The organism is Clostridium sp. YIM B02551, assembly GCF_022324735.1.
GTDB lineage: Bacteria > Bacillota > Clostridia > Clostridiales > Clostridiaceae > Clostridium_T > Clostridium_T paridis.
Genome location: NZ_JAKGTF010000002.1, coordinates 154,389 through 179,600, shown reverse-complemented (window position 1 = coordinate 179,600; position 25,212 = coordinate 154,389). Strand labels below are relative to the sequence as shown.

The 25,212-nt window shown below is 29.9% G+C and carries 24 protein-coding genes; 20 read left to right on the top strand and 4 right to left on the bottom strand.

The genetic code is table 11. The features are described from left to right. Positions 1-56: 56 nt before the first annotated feature. The 6 genes from L1S47_RS03545 (at position 57) to L1S47_RS03520 (ending at position 7,220) form a co-directional block, all read left to right on the top strand. Complete coding sequence (locus tag L1S47_RS03545; RefSeq protein ID WP_238882131.1) at positions 57-1,847, top strand: DNA mismatch repair protein MutS; 1,791 nt, start codon at positions 57-59, stop codon at positions 1,845-1,847. A gap of 123 nt (positions 1,848-1,970) precedes the next feature. After that, complete coding sequence (locus L1S47_RS03540) at positions 1,971-3,371, top strand: LexA family transcriptional regulator (protein ID WP_238882130.1); 1,401 nt, start codon at positions 1,971-1,973, stop codon at positions 3,369-3,371. A gap of 36 nt (positions 3,372-3,407) precedes the next feature. After that, positions 3,408-4,310 carry a 3'-5' exonuclease gene (locus L1S47_RS03535; protein ID WP_238882129.1) on the top strand — a complete coding sequence of 301 codons (903 nt, stop codon included), beginning with the start codon at positions 3,408-3,410 and terminating at the stop codon, positions 4,308-4,310. A gap of 124 nt (positions 4,311-4,434) precedes the next feature. Then, positions 4,435-4,848: a CBS domain-containing protein gene (locus tag L1S47_RS03530; protein WP_202769462.1), complete on the top strand. Its 414-nt coding sequence runs from the start codon at positions 4,435-4,437 to the stop codon at positions 4,846-4,848. A 41-nt stretch (positions 4,849-4,889) separates the two neighbouring features. Beyond that, positions 4,890-5,156, top strand: coding sequence for a metal-sensing transcriptional repressor (locus tag L1S47_RS03525; protein WP_202769463.1), 267 nt, complete (start codon positions 4,890-4,892; stop codon positions 5,154-5,156). A 171-nt stretch (positions 5,157-5,327) separates the two neighbouring features. Next, positions 5,328-7,220 (top strand): ABC-F family ATP-binding cassette domain-containing protein, encoded by a 1,893-nt coding sequence (locus L1S47_RS03520; protein WP_238882128.1) that lies wholly within the window; start codon positions 5,328-5,330, stop codon positions 7,218-7,220. A gap of 41 nt (positions 7,221-7,261) precedes the next feature. Here L1S47_RS03520 and L1S47_RS03515 read toward each other — a convergent pair whose 3' ends face one another. From L1S47_RS03515 to L1S47_RS03505, 3 genes are read right to left on the bottom strand one after another with little or no spacing between them, the layout of a single operon-like run. Further along, entirely contained in the window at positions 7,262-7,915 is a 654-nt protein-coding gene (locus L1S47_RS03515) for a DUF1292 domain-containing protein (RefSeq protein ID WP_238882127.1), read from the bottom strand. 29 nt (positions 7,916-7,944) lie between these two features. Continuing rightward, complete coding sequence (locus L1S47_RS03510; RefSeq protein ID WP_238882126.1) at positions 7,945-8,601, bottom strand: PspA/IM30 family protein; 657 nt, start codon at positions 8,599-8,601, stop codon at positions 7,945-7,947. A gap of 14 nt (positions 8,602-8,615) precedes the next feature. After that, complete coding sequence (locus tag L1S47_RS03505; RefSeq protein ID WP_238882125.1) at positions 8,616-9,122, bottom strand: hypothetical protein; 507 nt, start codon at positions 9,120-9,122, stop codon at positions 8,616-8,618. 496 nt (positions 9,123-9,618) lie between these two features. On the opposite strand from L1S47_RS03505, the gene rpsA reads away from it, so the two are divergent. Beyond that, entirely contained in the window at positions 9,619-10,770 is a 1,152-nt protein-coding gene (rpsA, locus tag L1S47_RS03500; RefSeq protein WP_238882124.1) for a 30S ribosomal protein S1, read from the top strand. Positions 10,771-10,815: 45 nt separating this feature from the next. On the opposite strand, the gene pyk is transcribed toward rpsA, so the two are convergent. Beyond that, positions 10,816-12,234, bottom strand: a complete 1,419-nt coding sequence (gene pyk, locus L1S47_RS03495) for a pyruvate kinase (protein ID WP_238882123.1) — start codon at positions 12,232-12,234, stop codon at positions 10,816-10,818. A gap of 181 nt (positions 12,235-12,415) precedes the next feature. Between pyk and L1S47_RS03490 the strand changes: the two genes are divergently transcribed. The 13 genes from L1S47_RS03490 to minE all read left to right on the top strand — a co-directional run bounded on the left by L1S47_RS03490 (position 12,416) and on the right by minE (position 25,094). After that, on the top strand, positions 12,416-13,873 hold the full coding sequence (locus tag L1S47_RS03490; protein ID WP_238882122.1) for an aminoacyl-histidine dipeptidase: 1,458 nt from the start codon (positions 12,416-12,418) through the stop codon (positions 13,871-13,873). Positions 13,874-13,957: 84 nt separating this feature from the next. Next, entirely contained in the window at positions 13,958-14,137 is a 180-nt protein-coding gene (locus L1S47_RS03485) for an HTH domain-containing protein (RefSeq protein ID WP_202769471.1), read from the top strand. A 369-nt stretch (positions 14,138-14,506) separates the two neighbouring features. Beyond that, complete coding sequence (locus L1S47_RS03480) at positions 14,507-15,112, top strand: C40 family peptidase (protein WP_238882121.1); 606 nt, start codon at positions 14,507-14,509, stop codon at positions 15,110-15,112. Between the two features lie 180 nt (positions 15,113-15,292). Beyond that, positions 15,293-15,991: an SPOR domain-containing protein gene (locus L1S47_RS03475; protein WP_238882120.1), complete on the top strand. Its 699-nt coding sequence runs from the start codon at positions 15,293-15,295 to the stop codon at positions 15,989-15,991. A gap of 410 nt (positions 15,992-16,401) precedes the next feature. Next, positions 16,402-16,968 carry a Maf-like protein gene (locus L1S47_RS03470; protein WP_238882119.1) on the top strand — a complete coding sequence of 189 codons (567 nt, stop codon included), beginning with the start codon at positions 16,402-16,404 and terminating at the stop codon, positions 16,966-16,968. A gap of 35 nt (positions 16,969-17,003) precedes the next feature. Then, positions 17,004-17,693, top strand: coding sequence for a DNA repair protein RadC (gene radC / locus L1S47_RS03465; protein WP_238882118.1), 690 nt, complete (start codon positions 17,004-17,006; stop codon positions 17,691-17,693). Positions 17,694-17,711: 18 nt separating this feature from the next. Further along, positions 17,712-18,728: a rod shape-determining protein gene (locus tag L1S47_RS03460; protein WP_202769476.1), complete on the top strand. Its 1,017-nt coding sequence runs from the start codon at positions 17,712-17,714 to the stop codon at positions 18,726-18,728. A gap of 7 nt (positions 18,729-18,735) precedes the next feature. Beyond that, entirely contained in the window at positions 18,736-19,590 is an 855-nt protein-coding gene (gene mreC / locus L1S47_RS03455) for a rod shape-determining protein MreC (RefSeq protein WP_238882117.1), read from the top strand. Between the two features lie 3 nt (positions 19,591-19,593). Then, positions 19,594-20,085 carry a rod shape-determining protein MreD gene (mreD, locus tag L1S47_RS03450; protein ID WP_238882116.1) on the top strand — a complete coding sequence of 164 codons (492 nt, stop codon included), beginning with the start codon at positions 19,594-19,596 and terminating at the stop codon, positions 20,083-20,085. An 11-nt stretch (positions 20,086-20,096) separates the two neighbouring features. Further along, positions 20,097-22,970, top strand: coding sequence for a penicillin-binding transpeptidase domain-containing protein (locus L1S47_RS03445; RefSeq protein WP_238882115.1), 2,874 nt, complete (start codon positions 20,097-20,099; stop codon positions 22,968-22,970). 381 nt (positions 22,971-23,351) lie between these two features. Beyond that, positions 23,352-23,984 (top strand): septum site-determining protein MinC, encoded by a 633-nt coding sequence (gene minC, locus L1S47_RS03440; protein WP_202769480.1) that lies wholly within the window; start codon positions 23,352-23,354, stop codon positions 23,982-23,984. A 22-nt stretch (positions 23,985-24,006) separates the two neighbouring features. Continuing rightward, on the top strand, positions 24,007-24,804 hold the full coding sequence (gene minD, locus L1S47_RS03435; protein ID WP_238882114.1) for a septum site-determining protein MinD: 798 nt from the start codon (positions 24,007-24,009) through the stop codon (positions 24,802-24,804). Positions 24,805-24,824: 20 nt separating this feature from the next. Then, on the top strand, positions 24,825-25,094 hold the full coding sequence (minE, locus tag L1S47_RS03430) for a cell division topological specificity factor MinE (RefSeq protein ID WP_202769482.1): 270 nt from the start codon (positions 24,825-24,827) through the stop codon (positions 25,092-25,094). Positions 25,095-25,212: the final 118 nt, after the last annotated feature.

Genomic DNA, 25,212 nt, shown 5'->3' with positions numbered 1-25,212 from the left:
GGGTATAATGTATTAATAGAGATAAACTTAAGTAAGATTAGAAACGGTGGGATTTTATGAGTAGTCAAAAGATTTATGAGGGAAATATTGAAAAAATAAGTGAAAAAATAGATGAGGTAAATTCAAGTATAAATAGAATTGCACTAATAAGAGGGATAATATTTATTTTATTTGGAATTTCTGTTTATTATATAATAAAACAAAAAGGATTTGCCTTTATTGTAGCCTCAATATTATTGATATTGGTATTTGTATTTATTGCGTATATTCACACAAAAGAAAAAGAAAAGCTTAAAGAATTTAATTTATTAATTGAGATAAACAATGAACATATAAAAAGAGCAAAAGGCGAATGGAAAGAGTTTAAAGATAAGGGAGAAGAATATTTAAGTTCAGAACACCCTTTTATAAATGATTTGGACATATTTGGAGATAATTCGCTTTTTCAGTGGATAAATACTACTAAAACCTTTTATGGGAGAGAAAAGCTTGCAAAAATACTTTCAAGCACAGAAACTAGAACCGCTGAAGAAATTACTAAAAAACAAAAAGCTCTAAAAGAGTTAGCAGAAAAGATTGATTTTAGACAGACACTTGAATTTATACCGTTACTTAGAAAAAGTCCTATTGAAAAGACAAAAAGTTTTATTAGCTGGGTCAAAGAAGAAAATTCGTGGTTTTTGTCTCCACAAGCTAGTCTAATTAGATTTATAATGCCTGTAATTTCAATTGCAATATTAATATCTGTTATTGTTTTTAAAAAGCCTTTTTCATTATTTTTACTAGCGCTAATTGTAAATGGAGGAATACTAGCATTAAAGAAAAAGGAAATTGCAAGAGCATTAGAAGAGATTTATTCCTTTAAGACCAATTTATCTTCGTATTATAGGACAATAGAAGTCATCGAAAAGGAAGACTTTAAAGAAGAAGTTAATTTAAATGCAGTAGGAATCTTAAAAGATAATACAAGAGCTTCTAATGAGATGAAAGAAATAACAGCTATTGGAGATATGTTATTTGATAGAGGGAATATGATTTATTGGATTTTTAATTCCTTACTAATGTGGGATTTAGTTCTTATGACTAAATTAGAAAAGTGGAAGCTTAAGAATAAAAATAACGTTGAACTTTGGCTTGATGCATTAGGTGAAATAGAAGCCTTATCAGCATTAAGTAACATTTACTTTGATAATGAAAACTGGAAGATTCCTGAGATAATTGAAGAAGATGAAATAGTTGCAGAAGATTTAGCACATCCATTAATTGTGCCTCAGGGAATAAAGAATTCCTTTAATTTAACTAAACCAATTCAAACAGCGCTTATTACTGGATCAAATATGTCAGGAAAGAGTACATTCTTAAGGACAATAGGTATTAATATGGTGTTTTCTTACTTAGGATTGCCTGTAAATGGCAGAGCTCTAAAGCTTGGTGTTATGATTCCTTATACTTGTATGAGAACCAAGGATAATCTAGAAGAAGGAATCTCATCCTTTTATGCTGAGATATTAAGAGTAAAAAATATAATAAGAGCAACAGAAAATGAAAATAAAGTTTTCTTCTTACTTGATGAAATTTTTAAAGGAACAAATTCAGTAGATAGACATACTGGCGCCGAAATGCTTATAAAGCAGCTTATGGGTAAGGGAGCTAAAGGATTAGTTTCAACTCATGATTTAGAATTGTGCGAGCTTGAACAAGAAGATAGAAGAATTAAAAATTTACATTTTAGAGAGTATTATGTAGATAATGAAATTAGATTTGACTATAAACTTAGAGAAGGAAAAAGTACAACTAGAAATGCAGAATATTTAATGAAGATGGCTGGAATTAGACTAGATATTTGAAGTTGAGTAACGAAAAATTAGTATAAATTTCATATCTTTTTAAGCTTTGTTCTCAGAACTTTAGGTCATATAGTGTGTTATAATGGTATAAGAAGTTACTGTACTAAAGATTAGGAGGACAAAATGAATTTAAATAAGAGTCAGAGTAGATTTGTGAATTCTAAAAGTTTAGGATATCAATTTCTAAAAGGCAAAAAATTAACAGGAAAAACAACAGCTGCAATATATAGAGTAGTTAATATAGAGAATAATTATAGACTTTTTCCAGATGAAAAGATAATATATATTATTTCAGAGAAAAATTTAAAAGATAAGGTTCAGGAACTATACCAAGATGTAAAATCAGAGATTGAAAATAAATATTTCTCATTATTTTCTTATTTTAACAAAGGAGTAGAGGTAGCAGCATTAGAGGATATAATTACTTCGTTTGCTCAAGGTTTTTTAAGAGATAAAATGCTTTCACTTAAGTATGCCTCCTTTGAAGAAGAGGAAAACTTAATAAAATCTATATATGAAGATAAAAAAAGTGAATATAAAAAATCTAAATTTATTCAAAATGTAGATTATAAATTTTTAAAAGATGAATTTACATGGATTAAGTCAAATGGATTTTCTAAGGTCGAATATCTAGAGGCTAGACGAAAAGGTAGAGAAGGGCGTATAGGCAAAGGTTCTAAAACAAGAGAAGCCATATATGATTTACTTTCTTCTTATAACGAAAATTTAGCACAGAGTGGCTTGATGGATAGATATGATGAAGTGAATTATGCTCATGAGTATTCAAAAAAAACCAAAGGGATATACACTCATATAGTTTTAGATAACTGTAAGGGTCTAAGTTTAAAAGAGATTAACTTTATAGATTCATTACTAACACCACAGGAATATAGTTCTATAGTTTATATTTTGGGTGAAGAAAAAATGGTTATAAATCCATTTAAGAATATAAAATCAAAAACTTTTAGATTCAATGAACAGTTCAAAAACTTTTATAATGAGTGGAATCCGATTGAACATTATGAATTTATTGATATAAACAAAGGTGTGAAAAGGAAGTTTTTTAAAGATACATCAATAAATACACATGAAATTGTTGAAAAAAATGAAAAGAGTGAATATACTTACAAGGAAAATGATATAAAGGAGTTTCCGTTATTTTCAAACATAGCAGCTGGAGAACCTATTCTTATGAATGAAGAGGTAGAAGAAATGATTTATCTACCTAAGGAATGGATAAAGAATAGTAATGAAGTATTTTTCCTTAGAGTAAAAGGGGACTCAATGGAAAATGCAAACATATTTCATGGTGATATAGTTGCTATTAATAAAAGATCTATGGCGGATCATAATGAAATAGTAGCAATAGATATAGAGGGTAGTGCAACGCTAAAGAGATTAAAACTTAATGGTGAAGTACCTGTATTAATGCCAGAGAATGATAAGTATGATCCAATATACCTAGCGGGGAAAGAAACTAATATCTTAGGCGTGGCAATTGGAATAATTAAAAAGAATGGATAGATCCTTTAAAGTAGAGTAGTATAAAAAGGAGATAAAATGGGGTTTGTTATAATAGATTTAGAATTCAATAACTTAGGAGAGATAAGCAAATATTTTCCGAATTTTTATGAAGAAAATAAAGATATAAGAAGTCTAGAAATAGATAATGAGATAATAGAGATTGGAGCAGTTAAGCTTGATAAGTTTATGCAGAAAACTGAAGAATTAAAGCTCTATATTAAGCCAACAGCTTTTAAAATATTAAATCCAAAAATTACTGAAATTACAGGCATACAAGAAGAGGATATTAGTGATGGATTAGGGTATTTCGAAGCAATGGATAGGCTGAGAGCTTTTATAGGAAAGGACGATATAATATGCTCTTGGGCAAAAAATGATATAGCAGAAATTATAATAAATTCAAGTTTTCATGGCTATAAAGAAATAAGTTGGCTTAAAGAATATATAGACATTCAGGAATATTGTACAAAGGTTCTAGCTCATAAAAAATCTATAAGTTTAAAAAATGCACTTTTAGAATTAAAGATACAGGTAAGTGACGATAATAAGTTACATGATGCATTAAATGATGCGGATTATACATCAAAAGTATTTAAAAGAATTTATAATCCTAGAATTATAAAAAATTATATAGTATATGACATTTTTAATATGCCCGCATTAGTTATTAAAAATTTAGAGGCTTTTAAAATTGATTATAGTAGAGTGAACATGACTTGCCCAAGATGTAAAAATCCAATGGAACTAGAACAACCTTTCAAGTTATTTTATTGGAGGTTTATGGGTATAGATTCTTGTAAAAAGTGTAGGTGTAAAATTCTACATGAGGTTATTATTAAAAAAACTCTTACAGGAAAAGAAGTTTATAATGAAATTAAAACTCCTTTAAATCAAATGGAATATATGGATGTTTCTTATAAGTTTCAAAAGGTAAATTGATAAATTCGAAAAAACAAATTACATTTTATTTACATTATAGATATATTATCAAAAGTATAACATTTACATTTAAGATGTGTTAAAATATAAGAGCAGATTATTTTAAATTTTGAGGGGAAAGAGTATGAATATAGCATTTTTTCTAACACCTAAGAATGAAGTTATTTACGAGAATGTTGACGCTACTATGAGGCAGGTAATGGAGAGAATGGAGCATCATGGTTATACAGCAATTCCACTTATAGATAAAAGTGGAAGATATGTAGGGACCCTTACTGAAGGAGATTTGTTATGGGAGCTTAAAAATAGCCCAGACTTAAATTTTAAAAATACTCATACAGTAAAAGTTAAAGATATACCTAGAAGAATAAAGCATAAAAGTGTCTCAATTAATTCTTCGATTGAAAGTATAATATCTCTTGCGGTAAGTCAAAACTTTGTACCAGTAGTAGATGATAACGGAACATTTATTGGGATAATAAAGAGAAGTGATATAATTAATTATTGCTATAATAGTATGAAGCAATCTCAGCTTTAGTTTATCATTGAATATAACTAAGGTTCAGGAGGAAAAAAAGAATGAACGAAGAAAAGAAACAAGCTTTGCAAAGTCTTAAAACTGGAAAAGGGCAAATAGAAGGAATAATAAAAATGATAGAAGATGATAGATACTGTGTTGATGTTTCAAATCAAATTATTGCAGTTCAAGCACTTCTAAGAAAAGCTAATAAATTAATATTAAAACAACATATGACACACTGCGTTAAGGCAGCTATAAAAAGGGAATATGATGCTGAAGAAAAAATAGATGAGATATTATCTATTTTAGATAAGGTTATGAAGTAGAGTATAATAAATTTGAATATATAGTTTTAAAGAGGGGAAATATCCCTTCTTTATTTTTATATAGGGTTTTTTATAGGAAACTAGTTGAAATTAAAACCCTATAGAAAATAATTAGCTTTGTGTATTATAATATCAGTAATAAAATATCCTAAGAAAATAAAGGAGCATATAATGAATTTAATAAATCTTGAAAATATAAACAAAAGTTATAGTGAAAAAATTCTATTAGATAATATTTCATTAGGTATAAATGAAGGAGATAAAATAGGATTAATAGGTATAAATGGTGCTGGAAAGTCAACACTTTTAAAAATAATTGGAGGAAAAGAAGAGTTCTTTGATGGAGATATTTCTAAAATTAAAAACATTAGAATTGAATACTTATCACAAAGTCAAAACTTTACTCCAGAGGCCACTGTGTTAGAGCAGATTTTTAAGGGAGATTCTAAAGAAATGAAATTACTGAGAGAATATGAGGATATTCTTAATTCTTTAGAAGCAGGAGAAGAATATAATCAGGAAAAGTTTATAAGACTTCAAGGGGAAATTGAAGATTTAAATCTTTGGGGGCTAGAAAGTGACGCAAAGATAATACTAAACAAGTTAGGAATAAGAAATTACCATCAAAAGGTAGGCACTTTATCTGGAGGGCAAAAGAAAAGAGTTGCACTTGCTTCAGCATTAATAACTCCTTGCGACCTGCTTCTTTTAGATGAGCCTACAAACCATTTGGATAGTGATAGTATAGAATGGTTGGAGGAATATCTTAATCTTAGAAAAGGCGCACTTATAATGATTACTCATGATAGATATTTTCTTGATAGAGTTGTAAATAGAATTATAGAATTAGATAGGGGAAAGATATATAGTTACCAAGGTAATTACTCAGATTTTCTTATAAAAAAGAGTGAGAGACTTGATATAGAGAAGAGCCAAGAAGAGAAAAGGGCCAGCCTTATTCAGAAGGAATTAAAGTGGGTTAAAAGAGGTGCTAAGGCAAGAACAACAAAACAAAAAGCAAGGCTTCAAAGGTTTGATGAATTGGTAAACTATGAATATATTGAACCTAGGGGAGATGTAGAGTTAAGCTTAATAGGAACTAGACTAGGCAATAAATCTATAGAAATAAATAATATTAGTAAATCCTTTGGGGATAAACTACTAATAAACAATTTCTCATATATATTTAAAAAAGGTGATAGGGTTGGAATAGTTGGAAGTAATGGAATGGGAAAAACCACTTTGATAAACCTTATTGCAAATAAGATTGAACTTGATAGTGGAAATATCGAAATTGGAGAAACAGTAAAGTTAGGTTGCTTCTCCCAAGATAGCTCTGAGATGGACGAAAGTATTAGAGTGATCGACTATGTAAGAGAAGGAGGAGAAGTAATTCCAGTTTCTAATGGGGTTAATATAACAGCTTCACAAATGTGTGAAAGATTTATGTTTGATGGAACCATGCAATATACTCCAATAGGTAAATTGTCAGGAGGAGAAAAAAGAAGATTACAGCTATTAAGAGTTCTTATGGAAGCACCTAATGTGCTGATATTAGATGAGCCTACAAATGATTTAGATATAGAAACCTTGCAGATACTTGAGGACTTTCTTGATGACTTTGGAGGTATACTTATAATTGTATCCCATGACAGGTATTTCCTTGATAGATTATGTCATAAGATTTTTGCATATGAAGGAGAAGGAATAATTAGTGAATATACAGGTAATTTTAGCGATTATCTTATAAAAAGAGAGTTAAAATCTGTTGAAATTCCTAAAGAACAAAAGGTTCAAAAGGAAAGAAAGAAAAATAAAGATGAAAGACCAAAGTTTTCATATAATGAGCAGAAAGAATATGAAGAAATTGATGGAGTAATTGAAAAAATAGAAAAGAAGCTAGAAGAAATAGAGCTGGAAATATCAAAGACTGTAACAGATTACGGAAAGCTACAAGTGCTATTAAAGGAAAAAGAAGAGATTGAGGAAGAATTAGCTTTAAAGTACGAGAGATGGGAATACCTAAATGAGATTGCAGAGAAGATATCAGAATATAATAAATAAAAAAAAGAGGCTAATGCCTCTTTTTTTCTATAGAAATTTCATTAAGCTTCTATACTCTCAAAACTTTCTGCGATTAAATCAAACTCTTCTTCGTCAGTAATTTCTCCGTAGGTGTCTTCTTTGATACCAGGATATAAATATAGAATATATCTATCGTTGCTATCCATTATGTTTTGGATTATTATATATTCTTGTTCCTTCTCACAATTTTCTAAGGTTGCGAGAACTTTAAACCTATTTTCTTTACCAGTATCGTTATTTGTAAGGTCCAAAGTAAACCCACTATGAAGTCTGACATTAATTTTAGAATGATCACAAGTCCTTATATAAGAATTCCTTCTACATCCAGAACAAGTCTTGAATGAACATTCTACAACACAATTTAGGCAAGCACATTTTGAACAGTTCTCTAATTGTGTTAATGTATCTTTATTTTGTGCTTTGAAATTATTAATTGAGCTAAGGTTTGGAGAAGAAAATTTATTGAAAAAACCTTTCTTATTTCCCTTTTGCTCCTCTTCTTCTAAAAGATTAATAAAATCTTTTAGAACTTTACCCTTAACATAAAACTTTTTCTTTTTTAAAAAGTCTTCAGGAAGGAAGGGAGAAATATTATCTATTGCATAAAATATGTCTGTATATATTTTCCCCCATGTTTCTTTTTCTCTAGTAATTATTTCGAAATCGCTATTCATTAATACTCACCAAACCTAAAGTAAAATTATTAGACAGTACCATTTTTATATTTTTCTAGCTCTAAATCTAAATCTGACTCTTCAAGTTTTTCAAATTGTGAATCAAAATCATCAATTTCTCTTAGTTCTGCTAGGCCATTAGCCTTAGCTTCTGTTCTTTGAATTTTTCTTTCTATAGAATCTATTTGGATAGAATTACTTTTTGTTTGAACATTAGCTAAGATTTCATTTACTTTTTCAGAAGCTTGAGCTGTAGAGTATCTTGCAGCAGCTTCATCTCTATATTGTCTTGTTTTTTGTATTTCATCTTCTAAAGCAACTAAGTTTTTCTTGATTGCTTCAGCTTGAACTTTAGCAGTTTCATAGCTGGTTTTTAAGCCTTCATATTTCTTATCTGCATCTAATTTCTTTTGTAAAGCTCTTTTAGCAAGATCTTCATTTCCTTTTGAAAGGGCAAGTTTTACTTTTTCATCAAAATCAGCAGCTTCTCTTTGAGCTGTATCCATATTCTTTTTAATTGCTTGAACATTGCCTATTATTTGTGCTGAATTTAGTTTTGCTTTAGATAGTTGTTCTTCCATATCCTTTAATTTTTGATCAAGTAATTCTATTGGATTCTCCATCTCATCCAATGTACTATTAACCTTTGCTTTAAACATATTTGACATCCTATTAAATATTCCCATTTGTAAGTTACCTCCTAAAATTTAATCATTTTAATTACGTAGATTACCAATACTACTACAACTATAGCAATTATTGTTTTGAAGATCATAGATATTGGACTTGAGTGATATCCTAAAAAACTTGTAGAGTAATTTGAATGATATCCACTTCCTATGAATGGTATCCAAGCCCAAAAGCTACTTCTGCCTCCAGAACCGCTATAATTCTTGTTATTATTTGAACTACTACTCTCAGTACTTTGAGTACTATTATCTTTTGGTTTGCTATTAGTAAATCCTCCTGTCTTATATCCACCTGAAGATGAACTAGAACTACTAGAAGAACTTGATTTGTATTTTGATGGAGAACTTCCACCACTTGAAAATGAACCTGATTTATATCCACTTGAAGAGGATTTTGATGAACTGGATTTAAATGAACCGCTTTTTCCTTTAGCATAGACAACAGAACCTTTAATTCCACTGTTTAAAATATTTCCAACATCAAGTGATATTGAAGTAAAAATAAAAATGAAAGTCAAAATAGTTGTTATAATCAGATTACGTTTTTTATTCTTAATAAGCTCACCCCCGAAATAGCATTTACTGAAAGAATTAGTCTATGTAAGTATTATATAGTATATAATACCACTTAACAAGTTAATAAATAAATCATTTTAGGTTATCTAACAATGAATAAAATCAAAATTTTAAAATAACTTTTATATACTCTATCGATCTAAGTATTTCTTGAAATTTCTAACTAATTCAAAAAGTTATAAATATTTATTTTATATATAATGCATTAAAGAATTTACATGTCACTTCACCTAAGGGTTACTCCATGAGATGTAGCATAATTTTTGCATTATATTTATATCTAAAATTATAGCATAAGAAATTAGTATAATCCAAGGGAACAAAAGTATTATATTATTAAATAATAGGGTGATAAATATTATTAATTGTAATAAAATAAAAGGTGATTTAAAATATTAGTGTGACTTTATTTATTATTGAAAAGTTTGGAGTGGTATTATGAATAATGAAGAAAATAACTCAATGTCAATGGGTGAATTACTTAAGGATTATGATGTAAAGCGCCTTAATAAAGGAGATATAATATCAGGTGAAGTTATATCTGTAAGCCAAGATGAGGTAATGGTTAATATAAACTATTATAAGGATGGAATTATAAAAAAAGAAGAGGTATCTTATGAGGACTTTTCTATAAGCGAATTGTTAAAAGCTCAAGATAAAATAAAAGTAATGATTTTAAGTTTAGATGATGGAGAAGGAAATGTAGTGTTATCTAAGAAAAGAGCCGATGAAATATTGGTTTGGGATGAGATTAGTGATTCCTTTGAAACTAAAAAATCATTAAATGTAACAGTAAAAGAAGAAGTTAAGGGTGGACTTGTAGCAAGCTACAAAGGAATAAGAATATTCTTGCCGGCTTCACAAGTTTCAAGAAAGAGAGAAAACAATATTGCAACTTTAATAGGTAAGCAATTAGAAGTTAGAATAATAGAGTTTAATAAAAGAGAAAAAAATATAGTTGCGTCTAGAAGAGTTATAGAAGAAGAAGCTTATAATGAAAATAAAAAAGCTATTTGGAATTCACTCAAGAAGGGTGAGAAAAGAGAAGGAAAAGTCACAAGAATTGTTAAATTTGGAGCATTTGTTGATATCGGAGGAATTGAAGGCTTAATTCATTTGTCTGATCTGTCATGGGGAAGAGTCAATAGAGCTGAAGAAGTAGTTTCAGAAGGAGAAAAAGTTGAGGTTTTTGTTGGTGATTTTGATGTAGAGAAAGAAAGACTTTCACTAATATTAAAAGATGTCAAAAAAGATCCTTGGCAAGATACAGCTACAACATTAAAGATAAATGATGTAGTTAGTGGAAAAGTTGTTAAGTTTACTAGCTTCGGTGCATTTGTAGAATTATTCCCAGGAGTTGAAGGATTAGTTCATATATCAGAAATATCTGAGGAGAACATTGCAAAAGCTTCTGATGTGTTAACAATTGGTCAAGAAATTAAGGTTAAGATTCTTGATGTAAACTTAAATGATAAAAAGATAAGTTTAAGCATAAAAGATGCAGCTGAAAAATCAAGAGAATATGAAAAATTCAATGATACTTTTGAAGGGGAAAGTTTAGCAAATCTTTTCAAAGATTTTAAGTTTTAAATAAAATAAAAAAGAGGCTTAGCCTCTTTTTTATTTTTAAAATTATTATAGCTTTTCAATCTTAAGCATATTAGTTCCACCAACGTGGGTTGTAGGCATTCCTGCTGCTACTAATATGTTATCACCTTTTTCAGCTAAATTAAGTCTAAGAGCACTCTCTCTAGCTTCATTGATTATGTCATCAGTTGTATTAAACATTTCACATAACTCAGGTATTATTCCAAAGTTAAGTGATAAACTCCTTCTAACATTTTCATATGGAGTTATTGCAACAATTGGACATCTAGGTTTATATTTAGAAATTAATCGTGCAGTAGCCCCGCTTTTGGTTGCAGCAACTATAGCCTTAGTAGGTAATATATTTGCTGTTCTTGAAGCTGTATAACTTATAGCATCCTCAAATGCTGATAAAGATGGTTCCCTTAGGTCTGAAGTAAAGCCCACATAGTCAAAATTTGCTTCAGCTTCTAATGCTATTCTACTCATTGTTCTAGCAGCTTCAAGAGGATAAGCACCAGCTGCACTTTCTCCAGAAAGCATAATAGCATCTGTACCATCAAAAATAGCATTACAGATATCACAGGCTTCAGCTCTTGTAGGTCTAGAGTTTTTAATCATTGAGTCTAACATTTGAGTAGCTGTAATTACAACCTTGCCAGCTGCATTACATTTTTTTATTATTTGCTTTTGTAATATAGGAACTCTTTCTATAGGAATCTCAACACCCATATCACCTCTTGCAACCATAACGCCATCAGTCACTTGAATAATATCATCAATATTATCCACACCTTCTTGGCTTTCTATTTTAGCAATTAGTTTGATTTTTTCACCATTGTTTTCATTAAGTAATTTTCTAGCTTCTACTATATCTTCAGCCTTTCTTACAAAAGATATTGCAAAGAAGTCAACCTCTTCTTTACATCCAAAGACAATATCAGCCTTATCTTTATCTGTAAGAGCTGGAAGTTTAATTTTTACATAAGGAACATTAACTCCTTTATGGCTCTTTATTTCCCCACCAATAATTACTTCAGTTATTATTTCTTTGTCACGAACTTCTAAAACCTTAAACTCAAGAAGCCCATCATCTACAAGAATTGTACCTCCAACTTGTATATCCTTATATAATTCTTCATAAGAGATAGAACATTTTGTATTATCTCCTAAAATTTCATCTGAGCAAAAAAATGAAAATTTATCTCCTTTTTTTAATTTTGCTACATCATTAACAAAATTATGAGTTCTTATTTTAGGGCCTTTAATATCAAGAAGAATACCTGTAGGAGTAGATAATTCATCTCTTAAATTTTTTAGGATATTGATATTCTTTCTGTGATCATCTTGTGTTCCGTGAGAACAGTTGAGTCTTGCTACGCTCATTCCAATTTTAATAAATTCCCTTAATATTTCTTCGTTATTAGATGCCGGTCCAATTGTAAAAATCATTTTTGTTTTTTGCATAAAAACACCTCTCAGATTAATTATAATATTCACAGGATTATTTATCTAAGACTACTAAAAGTTATAAAAATGAACATAATATGTATTTAAGCAGCCTTTTTATCTGACGTAAATTATGGTATGCTTTTTACAAAGAATATATTTATATTCTAGCATATTTTCATTGAAAGGAAGTATAAAAATGAGAGTTTTAGACGCAATTGAACCAAAAAATGTTTTTTATTATTTTGAGGAGATTTCAAAAATACCTAGAGGGTCAGGAAATGAGAAGGCAATAAGTGACTACTTATTGAATTTTGGTAAATCCTTAGGACTTGAAAGTATTCAAGATTCTGCTTTAAATGTAATTATAAAAAAGCCAGCTACTAAGGGGTATGAAAATGCACCTACAGTAATAATTCAAGGACATATGGATATGGTATGCGAAAAAAATAAGGATACAATACATGACTTTGAAAAAGATCCAATTAAGCTAAGAATTGAAGGAGACTATGTTTATGCAACAGGAACTACTCTTGGAGCAGATGATGGAATAGCAGTTGCATATGCTTTAGCTATATTAGCATCAAAAGACATTGCTCATCCAGCATTAGAGGTATTAATTACAACTGATGAGGAAAGAGGTATGGGTGGTGCTATGGCTGTAGATAGCAAGAATCTTAGTGGTAAAATACTTCTTAATATTGACTCAGAAGAAGAAGGAAAATTATTAGTATCTTGTGCAGGCGGAGCTAAAGCAAACGTTACCTCAAAAATTGAATGGACTGAAGCTAAAAAAGATGGAAGTCTTTTAGAAATATCAGTTAGAGGGTTAAAGGGCGGACACTCTGGTCAAGAAATAGACAAAGGAAGAGGAAATGCAAATAAATTGGCTGGAAGAATACTTATAGATCTTCTAGGTAAGGTTGATTTTAATATTGTTTCCTTAAATGGAGGAGCAAAGGATAACGCAATCCCAAGAGAAATAGATGCAGAAATATATGTTTCTAATGCTGATATTTCTTTAGTTAAGGAAAGAGTTGTAGAATTTAATAAGATATTTAAAAATGAATTAAGTGCTCAAGATCCTGATGTAAATGTTTCTGTTGTTGAGTCTAATAAAGAGATAAAAAATGTGTTTGATGCAGAATCTACAAATAGAGCAGTAAAACTTCTATATTTAATGCCTAATGGTATTCAAACTATGAGCATGAATATAAAAGATTTAGTAGAAAGCTCGCTAAACTTAGGAGTTGTAGTTACTGATGATAAAGCAGTAAGTTATAGCTTAGCACTTAGAAGTTCAGTAGCATCTCTTAAGGATGAAATAATAAATCAGGTAAAAGTTTTAGCTGATAGTTTAGGAGCAGAAACAGAAATATCTGGTTATTACCCTGAATGGCAATACAGAGAAGAATCAAAAATTAGAAATCTTAGTGAAAAGATTTATGTTGAAATGACAGGAGAAAAACCAGAAATAATTGCTATACACGCAGGTTTAGAATGTGGATTATTTATGGAGAAACTTGGAGATGATATGGATATGATTAGTTTTGGACCAAATTTATATGACATTCATACTCCAGATGAACATATGAGTATTTCATCTGTAAAAAGATTCTGGGAATATTTAATCAGAGTATTAGGAGAAATAAAATAATAATATTTATTAATAGATAAATATTATTGACTGACTAGAAAACTAAGTTATAATATAAATTAAGTAAACTTAGGAGGGATAAATATGGATATTAATGAAAAAGTATTAGAGACTTTAAGAAATTCAGGTGAAGCTTTAAAAGGTGGAGAAATTGCTGAAAAATCAGGATTAGACAAAAAAGATGTCGACAAAGCACTTAAGACATTAAAAGCAGAAGGAAAAATAAATTCACCAAAAAGATGTTATTATGGAATAGCAGAATAAGAAGAATTATAGAAAATAAGTTTGGATTTTCCAAACTTATTTTTTATTTGGAATTCATAAATATTATGGATTTATTAGAATTTTCTAAGACTAAAAAGAAGAATAAGTCGATTGTCAATATTTCTATCAAATGTCCCTAAAATAATTAATTTAGGAATTTTGTAGAGTTTTTAGGGAAAAGATATAATAATTGTGTAGTTAATACTTAGAAATTTTTAGAGTTTTTAAGCTTGACCTAAGTTACATAATTTCATATAATAATAAAGTGAGTTGTTTTCATGAAAACTTTGGAAGATTTGTTTATGAAAATGTTTACTTAGGGAGATTATAAATTATAGGGTATTTACCAATTAAGAGAGGGGAAAGTGTATGAATCAGAAGCGTAAAACTATTACTAAAGCATTGCTTTTAACAGTAGCTTTGCTTACGGCAACAAGTTTTAAGGCCATGAAACCAAAAGCTGACACCACAGGAAATTCAACTCAAGGGGTAGTTTTAAAAACTAGTCAGTTAAAAGTTAAAAAAACTATCGTTTCACCAAAGAAGGAAGAGGGAACAAGTTCAACAAGTTCTAGTTATGTAGCATCAAGAGGGGATAGTGGAAGCGGTGCAGGAAGCGGTGTTGTTTCTTATGCGTACAATTTTATCGGAAGACCATATGTTTTTGGAGCAGCAGGTCCAAGAAGTTTTGACTGCTCAGGATTAACAATGTATGTGTTTGCGAAATTTGGGTACTCATTACCACACTACACTGGATCACAATTTTCAATGGGAGTTCCAGTATCTAGGTCAAGTTTAAGACCAGGGGATTTAGTATTCTTTAACACTTATGGTTCAATAAGTCATGTGGGTATTTACGTTGGAGGAGGAGATTTTCTTCATGCGCCTTCATCGGGAAAAACTGTTACTGTAAGTTCGTTGAATGAAGCTTATTACTCAAGTAGATATGCTGGAGCAAGAAGAATAATAAGATAATTATAACTAAAGTCATTTTCTAGTTATATAAATTAATGTGATTAAAAAAGGGTTTCCTTTTAAATAGTTAAGCTTGAATATTTGAAAAATATTCAAGCTTATTTTTTTTACTATATATATATCATATTTTACTAATTAACATAATAATATTTAAGGAAGATTGATTTTGGAGGTGGTGTTATGAGATATACACGGTACAATTATAAAAAGAAGAGTAATAAAGGAGCAAGATCATTTGGCTATGTTATTACAATAGTTATAATTGCCTTAGTTATAGGGACTGCAATTGCTAATGCTATTTTTGGTGGAGGGTTCTCTTTTCCTAAAGGTTTTAACCTGATTAAAAAAAGTAGTTCAGCAAATGCAAGTAATGGGGATGCTAAAAGCTATAAGAATTTCGAAATAGTACAGTGTGGTTATTATAGCAAAGAAGAAAATGCGATAGATATCCAAAATAAAATAAAAGATCAAGTTCCAGTATATGTTGTTAAGGATGATAGTAAATTCAGAGTAATTGCAGGTATTTACCAAGTAGGAAAAGGTGATGAAGTAAAAAACAAATTAGATGGTTTAGGAGTAAATGCAATTAAGTTAAAAATAAATATAAATGGATCAGATTATTATGATTCGCTAATTGGTGGTATAGTTGATGGATATCTAAAGATGATAAATAGTATAAATGATTCATCAGTTAAAAGTGTTAATACTGATGAATTTAAGAAATGGGCATCTGCTTTTGAAGAAAAGGGAGATAAAGCAAAAGAAATCAAGGATATAAAGACACATATAGCAAGTCTTCCTAATGATTTTACTAAGGATAAAATCCAAGGTGAAATGGGATTTTTAGATAAGTTAATAGAACCATACAAAAGCAACTAATATAATATTTTTAGAATAGATGAGGCACCTCTAGAATAAGATTAATTTCTAGAGGTGTCTTTATTGATAAAATATACTTAAAAAATCAACTTTATAGCCCTAAATGGTATAAAAAGGAATATCATTCATAGGCAAGATGTAAAAAGGTTTCAATACGGTTAAAAATTCCTTAAAATAGAGAAACTCACTTGTATAAAATATTTATAAATGTTAAACTATATTAGGTAAATTACTGTAAAAATGCTTATACATAAAGGGATTTTGACCTTGAATTGTTATAAAAGTTATATTTTTGTCAATAATATTTACCATAGGTATAGTATAGACTTCTTTAAATTATATATTTGGTTGGATAATTTAAAAAAGTGTAGACCGTATTAAAACCAATATCTGTTTAGGAGGTGATGAAGATGAAGGTTATTCTTGCATCTGCCTCAGAGAGAAGAAAAGAGCTTCTTTTTAGACTTTTTGAAGAGTTTGAAGTTGTTGTAAGTAACTTTGATGAGGATAGTGTAGTTTTTTCAGGAAATTTAGAGGAATATGTAAAAACACTATCTTATGGGAAAGCTAAGGAAATCTCGAAAAGTTCAATAAAGGATTCCTTAATTATTGCAGCAGATACTATCGTTAGCATAGATGGAAAAATTTTAGGAAAACCTAAAGATAAACAAGAAGCAGTAAATATGTTAAAAATGTTAAGTGGAAGAGAGCATAAAGTTTATTCTGGTATCACAGTTATAAACTCGAGCAGTTCTAAAATCATTCAAGATGCTGTATGCACAACAGTTTATTTCTCAGCATTAAGTGATGAAGAAATACTATCGTATGTTGAAACCAATGAACCTATGGATAAAGCAGGAGCTTATGGTATTCAAGGTCATGGCGGGATTTTTGTTGAGAAAATAGATGGGTGTTTTTACAATGTTGTAGGTTTGCCACTTAATAGATTAAGTAAGATTATTAAGGAAATAATGTAGGGGGATAGGGAATCTGTTAGTGAAGGAGCACTTAGATGAAAAACAATCTAAGAATTACAGATTTGCCTGTAAATGAAAGACCAGAAGAAAAATTATTTTTATATGGTGCAGAGACCTTATCAAATGTTGAACTATTAGCATTAATATTGAGATGTGGTACAAAAAATGAAAGTGTCATGGATTTAAGCTCCAATGTGCTTAAAAGAGTAGATGGCTTAAATGGAATTATTTCAGCTGGAGTAGATGATTTTCTGAAAATTAATGGCATAAAAAAAGCAAAGGCTTCAAGACTTATGGCACTATGTGAATTATCTAAAAGAATTAATTCTCATAAAGGAATTAAGGATGAAATAAGGATCAAAGAACCTAAAATTGTAGCAGATTTATTTATGAATGAGATGAGTAAACTTTCACAAGAAGTTTTAAAGCTAGTAATGTTAAATACTAAGAATAATATAATTTCTATTAAAGAGGTATTTAAAGGAACTTTAAATTCATCAATAGTTCATCCAAGAGAAGTGTTTTCTGAAGCGTTAAAGAATAATGCAGCTTCAATTATTATATGTCATAATCATCCTTCAGGGGATCCAACTCCAAGTAAGGAAGATATAAACATTACTTTAAGGTTAAAAGAATGTAGTAAGATAATGGGAATTGATCTACTAGATCACATTATCATAGGGAATAATACTTATGTAAGCTTAAAAGAAAAATCCATTATATAAATTGAAAGGGGAATAACAATGGGATTATTTGGAATGACGAAAGACATGGGAATAGATTTAGGAACAGCAAACACTTTAGTATTTGTTAAAGGAAAAGGAGTGGTTTTAAGAGAACCATCCGTTGTAGCTATAAATAATAACACTAAGAAACCATTAGCAGTTGGAGCAGAAGCGAAACAAATGATTGGTAGAACTCCAGGAAATATTGTAGCTATAAGACCATTAAAAGATGGAGTTATTGCTGATTTTGATATTACTCAAACAATGATCAAAAAATTTATTGAAAAAATCACTAGCAAAAGTGCTTTTGCAAGTCCAAGAATAATAATTTGTTATCCATCAGGAGTAACAGAAGTTGAAAAGAGAGCTATAGAAGAAGCTACTAAAGCTGCAGGAGCAAGAGATGTAATTTTGATGGAAGAACCTATGGCTGCTGCAATTGGTGCAGGCCTTCCTGTTTCAGAACCAACTGGTAGTATGATTGTTGATATCGGAGGAGGAACTACTGAAGTTGCAGTTATATCTTTAGGAGGTATAGTTACTGCAAAATCTCTTAGAGTTGCTGGAGATGAATTAGATCAAGCAATTATTAGTTATATTAAAAGAGAATATAATTTAATGATTGGTGAGAGAACAGCTGAAACAATAAAAATGGAATTAGGTTCAGCATTTAAAACAGAAGAAGTTGAAAAGTCTATGGAAATCAAAGGAAGAGACTTAATTACAGGTCTTCCTAAAATTATAGAAGTAAGTGAAGTTCAAGTAAGAGAAGCGATAAAAGAACCAGTAGCTGCAATAATTGAATCAATTAAAACAACTTTAGAAAAAACACCACCAGAATTAGCATCAGATATAATGGAAAAAGGTATCATGCTAGCTGGAGGGGGAGCATTATTAAAGGGATTAGACGCCTTAATTAACCATGAAACTCATATGCCTGTACATATTGCAGAATCACCACTTGATTGCGTAGCTCTTGGAGCTGGAAAAGCTCTAGAAGATTTTGATTATTTAGCTAAGCAACAAAGAGGTTAATTAATCAATGAAATTTTTAAAAAACAAACTGGCAGTAACTATTATAGTGCTGTCAGTTGGCTTTTTAGCAATAATTGTATATACCTTCAAAAGTCAAAATAAGAGTATATTTGAAAGTGGTGCAGGGTCGGCGTTAAATCCAATACAAAAGATAGCATATACGGTAACAGAAAAATTTAAGGGATTTGCAGATTTCTTTTATAATTTTTCTGAAGTAAAGGAAGAAAATAAAAAGTTAGCAAAAGAAAATGCGGAACTTAATAATAAACTTGTAGAGTATAATAGTTTAAAAAGTGAAAATGAAAGATTAAGAGATGTAGTTAATTTTGCAAATCAAATTGAAGGATATAGTGTAGTAGGAACTAATATAATCGGATACAGTGGAGATAGTTTTCTATCAGGATATGTAATTGATAAAGGAAGTAAAGATGGATTGGAAAAAGGAATGCCAGTAATGGCTTCGAAAGGAATAGTTGGCCAAGTTACATCAATAGGAAGTAATTGGGCTATTGTACAATCATTAGTTAATGAAAATATTGCAATAGCTGCTAAAATAGAAAGTACCGAGGATACTATAGGAATAGTAAAAGGATATAAGGATTCACAAAACAAATTATTAGCAAAGGTTTATAATATACCAGTAGATTCTCAGATTAAAAAGGGTGATGTTATCTTGACCTCTGGTCTTGGAAGCATTTATCCTAAAAATATTAGAATCGGTACGGTATTAAGTGTTGAAGAAGATAAGGTTAAAGTAAGTAAAAGTGCTACAATTGAACCATTTGTAGATTTTAATAAGCTTGAGGAATTATTTATAATGATTCCAAAAGAAAAAAGAAAAATAGAGAGTGATGGACAATAAAATATGAAGAGAGTAGTACTTATTTTAATAGGACTTTTGCTTTTTATCTTTGACAATACTATTCTTCCCTCCTTCGCTATTAAAGGAGCTTATGGAAGTTTGCTATTTACATTTGCAATTTGTTATTCTCTTATTACAGGCCCTTGGGAAGCTGTTTTTATGGGAGTATATTCTGGAATATTGCAAGATGTTTTCTTTGGAAATGTTTTTGGGGTAAATTCGCTTATAAATCTAATAGTATGTTTACTAGCAGCATTAGTAGGAAAAAATATATTTAAAAATAGAAAAACTATACCAATACTGACAGTGCTAGGAGCAACTGTAATTAAGTTTCTAGTAGTATATATTGTTCTTTTCTTTATGAAAATGAACATTTACTTTCAAAATATGATAGTGATGACAGCTATGAATACTGTGCTTGCTTTTATCTTTTATAGAAAAATATATAATTTTACAGAGAAGAGTTTTATGAAAAATCCTTGGAAATTTAATTAAAAGGTGATTATATGAATAAGAAAAAAAATAAGTTTTTTAATAGATATACAGCGCTGATTTCTATAATGTTCATTATTTTTGGAGTAATATTGGGAAAATTGATATATCTTCAAGTATATAAATATGCTGACTATAAAGATATGTCTAACAATAGGTCAAGAAGATTTGTAGCTGAAAATGCACCAAGAGGAATCATATATGATGAAAATGGAAATATACTTGCAACTAATGTACAAAGTTATACAATTACATTTACATCTACAGATGAATCAAATGCAAGCTTCTATGATACAATGAACAAAACTTTTAAAATTCTAAATGATAATGGTGAAAAAATCGAAGATGATATGCAACTAAAAATAGATGCAAATAAAAATTATTACTTTGATTTTAATGTTAGTGATGCTGAATCTATAAAAGCTTTAAATATAAGATTTAAAAAAGATAGAGGATTAGATGATAAGTTAAAGAAGAAACTTTTTCCTAAGAAGACTTCGGATCTAACTTCATCAGAGCAGAACCAATTGGATGAAGCTATATATAAGTATTCTCCAGAGGATACTTTTTATTATATGATAGAAAGCTATAATATGTATGAAATGCTTAAGCCAGCTTCAAAGGATGAAACTAAAAAGTATCAAGCAATGAGTGGAAAAGAAATTTTAGCGTTGCTTCTTAAAAGTTACTCTTTAGAAGATGTCAGAAAATATATGGTAGTAAAAGATGCAATAAAGATGCAGAGTTTTAAAGGTTATAAGCCAGTAACTTTAGCAACCATTAAAAAAGAGACATCATTTATTTTCTACCAAAGGCTAAATGATTTACCTGGTATTGATGTATCTACTGAACCTGTTAGATCTTATCCATATGGGAGCGTTGCTTCCGCCGTATTAGGATATATAGGTTCTATAGATGGTGGAACGCAGGCAAGATATGAAGAAAAAGGATATGATGTAAGTACTGATAAGATTGGAAAAGCAGGAATTGAATCTGCTTTTGAGAGTATCTTAAAAGGAACAAAAGGTGGAACAACAGTTAAGGTAAATTCAAAGGGAAGAAAAACTGAAGAATTATTTAAGCTTGAACCATCTCCAGGTATGAATGTACACTTAACAATAGATAAGAATATTCAATATTCTGCAGAAAAAAGTTTGCAAAGCACACTGCAAAATTTACGAGATGCGAAAGTAACTAATGATGTAAACGGGTCTGTAGATCTTACGAATGCAACAAGAGGGGCAGTAGTAGTTCAAGAAGTTAAAACAGGAAGAATATTGGCCTTAGCTAGTTATCCTAGTTTTGATCCTAATATATTTTCTACCCCTGGTGCATTAACTCAAGAAATATCAAAACAATATTTCCCTAGAAATGAGCAATATGAGGCTTTTGCTAGTGATTTTATATTAAGGCAAGGGTTAAATAAAACTGTTGATGACTTATTTCCTAAAAATAAAGATGGGATTAGGGAAGATAGATATGATCTTTATCCTAAGCCATTATATGATTATGCAACTTTTGGATTAACTCCGCCTGGATCAACCTTTAAACCATTAACCTCTGTAGCAGCATTACAAGAGGGAGTAATTACCCCAGGTTATACAATACAGACTAAAAAATACTATGATCTCAATACAGATATATTTGGAGATACTAAGCCAGAGGATGAGGCTACTCCAGCAATGACTGATTTAAAGAGAGCTCTTGCAGTATCAAGTAACTACTATTACTATAATGCTGCAATAAGGATGTATAAGAAATATGCTCCAAGTGAGAAGGATTCAACCATTGCTCAAAAGGTACAAGGATTAGATATGTTAGCAAAGTATGCATGGCAAACAGGCTTAGGTTCTGATCCTAATGGAACACAAAAGTCTGGAACTGGAATTGAAATACCAGAAAACTTTGGGCAAGTATATAACTTCCAATCTTTTAAAAATAATACTATAAATTTAATAAACTTTAACCTTGTTGATTATGCTAAAAGTGGAGCGTTTCCAGGTAGGCAATCTATTGTGAAAATGGATTTGGGATTAAATACAGATGATAGTGATAAGCTTGCTGATGCAAAGAAGAAAGTTAAGCAAATGGTGAAAGATGAGCTTAATCAAGTAGGAACTAAAGATATCAGAGGAGATTTTGATAATTTCTATAAAGCTTTGATACCAGCAGTTCAAGAAATATATGATAATTCACCAACATATCAACAAAGTGTTAGTAATTCTAATGTTTCAGCGAAAAGTGCCGTTAATTCAGCAGCTCGTGAAATAGCTAACTATGTAATATATTCTGTTTCCACAGAGCTTATGAGTGCGACTCAGATAGCATATGGTGCTATAGGTCAAGGTATGGACACTTTTACCCCATTACAATTAGTAGGATATATCTCTACAGTAGTTAATGGTGGAACTAGATATAAAGCACATTTAGTAGATAAAATTACAGATAAAGATGGTAAGGTAGTTGAAGAATTTAAACCAGAAGTATTAAATAAAATAGATATTTCTCCAGAAAATCTAGCTGCCATAAAACTGGGAATGAATATGGCTAATACAGCTGATGCCGGTACAGCGAGTTCGGTGATGAATAAATTCCCAATATCATCAGGTGGTAAGACAGGTACAGCTACCTTTAGGCAAGATCAAAGCGAGTATGGACGTGAAGCTTTTGGTGTTTATGTGACTTTTGCACCTCTTGATGATCCTCAAATAGCTGTTTGTACAGTTTTATATGATGGTGGACATGGATATTTTGGTGCTAATATAGCTAAGGCAGTATATGAGACTTATTTTAGAGATCAGTTAAAAGCTATGAATTATACTCCGGAATATGATTATACTTTGAATCCACCATTAGCAGATGTTAAAGTATCACCAACTACAAAATAAATAAATTTATATAAAATAAAAAACGACAATATTGTCGTTTTTTATTTTACGATCAAAAGCTTAGATTTTATAATGCAAGCAAAAGCTGGGAATTATAAAACTTCATTGTCAATTAACAGTATTTTGTATTATAATTAAAAGTAGCAGTGAAATTTAAAGTTATATTAAAATTGCGATATAAAATTATGATTTATTTAGATAATTATGGTGCAAAGTTTTCTGAGTTTTTTCGATAATATAATATAGGGTTTTAAGTTCAACTATTAACTTATTTATGCCTGATATCAAACAAGTATAAGTTAAGTTTCCTATAAAAACCCTTTAGACAAAGAAAATTTAAGTTTAAATACAATTTAATGTAAAGCTGCTGGAGAGGTATTTATGATTGATGATAGGATAATTATAAAAGGGAATAAAGAAGGGTTACTGGCTGTAATAAATTATAATAAATTTAAAGATTTTAGCGAAGTTACAGAGGTTTTGTTAGAAAGATTAAATAAAGGTAAAAAGTTTTATATGGGAGCCACATTAACCATAAAAACTGAATTAAAGTACATAGAAGAACGAGATATTAGAATTTTAAAAGATATTCTTTTTGAAGAGATTGGAATAAAAGAGTGTATTCTAAAAGATAGTGAGGAAAAAGAGGTAAAGGTTTTTACTGGAATATATGAAGGAAGAACCAAGTTCATACGAAAAACCATAAGAGGGGGACAACGCATAGAATATGCTGGAAATATTGTAATAATAGGAGACATAAACTCAGGGTCAGAAGTTTATGCTGCTGGTAATATAATTGTTTTAGGTAAAATAAGAGGTCAGGTACATGCTGGAACTACTGGAAATAATAAGGCTATAATAGCTGCATTTACATTGGAGCCAGAACTTCTTCAAATAGGAGATGTGGTAACAATATCACCAGAAGAAGGAGAAAAACCTAAGTATCCAGAAGTTGCAAAATTGAAGGATGGAATGATTATTGTAGAACCGTATTTACCTAATAAATTCATTTAAAAATAATTGGAGGGATTTTAGAATGGGAGAGTCAATTGTTATAACATCAGGTAAGGGTGGAGTTGGAAAAACTACAACAACAGCAAATATAGGAACTGCACTTGCTGCATTAGGCAAAAAAGTTGTAGTGGTAGATGGAGATACTGGTCTTAGAAATCTTGATGTGTTAATGGGTCTAGAAAATAGAATAGTTTATACTATAATTGATATATTTGAAAAAAGATGTAGAACTAAGCAAGCATTGATAAAAGATAAGAGATTTCCAAATCTTTGCTTACTTCCAACAGCTCAAACAAAAGATAAGAATGATATTAAGCCAAATCAAATGTTAACTATAATTAATGAACTTAAAGAGGAATTTGATTATGTACTTATCGATTGTCCAGCAGGTATTGAGCAAGGATTTGAAAATGCTATAGTTGCAGCTGATAGAGCTGTTGTAGTTGTTAATCCAGAAATAACTTCTGTTAGAGATGCTGATAGAGTTATTGGTAAATTAGATGCGAAAGGCTTAGATGATCATCAAGTTATAGTAAATAGATTAAACTACGAAATGACACAAAATGGAGATATGCTTGATATTGGAGATATATTAGAAATATTATCTATTAAGTTATTAGGTGTAGTACCTGATGATAAATCAATCACAGTTTCTACTAACAGAGGAGAACCAATTGTTCTTGATGAAAAAGCAATTTCTGGACAAGCATTTAGAAATATTGCTAGAAGAATTACAGGAGAAGAAGTTCCTCTTCTAAACTTAAACGTTGAATCTGCGGGGTTGTTTGGTTCCTTAAAGAAATTGTTTAAGCGTAAATAGGTATAACGGGGGGGAGAAATATGGAGTTTTTTAATAAGTTTTTTGGAAATAAGCCTTCTCCTAAGGAGGTAGCAAAGGATAGGTTGAGATTAATTTTGATTCATGATAGAGGTGAAATTGCACCAGAATTATTAAATAAAATTAGAGAAGAAATTCTAGAAGTTATTTCTAAGTATGTAGAAATAGATGCTGGAGATATGGAAATTACAGTAACTAAGACAGAGGCAAGTGAAGGAAATTCTCCTGCGTTAGTTGCAAATATTCCAATTAAAAGTGTAAGAGGAAGATAAATATCGATAAATTAGGAGGTGAATGTATTCATCTCCATTTTTTACCGATAAAAATAGTTACAAAAATCCTTCATTTTTCAATAATTAGTGAATTAACTATAGATTTATGGAGAAATAT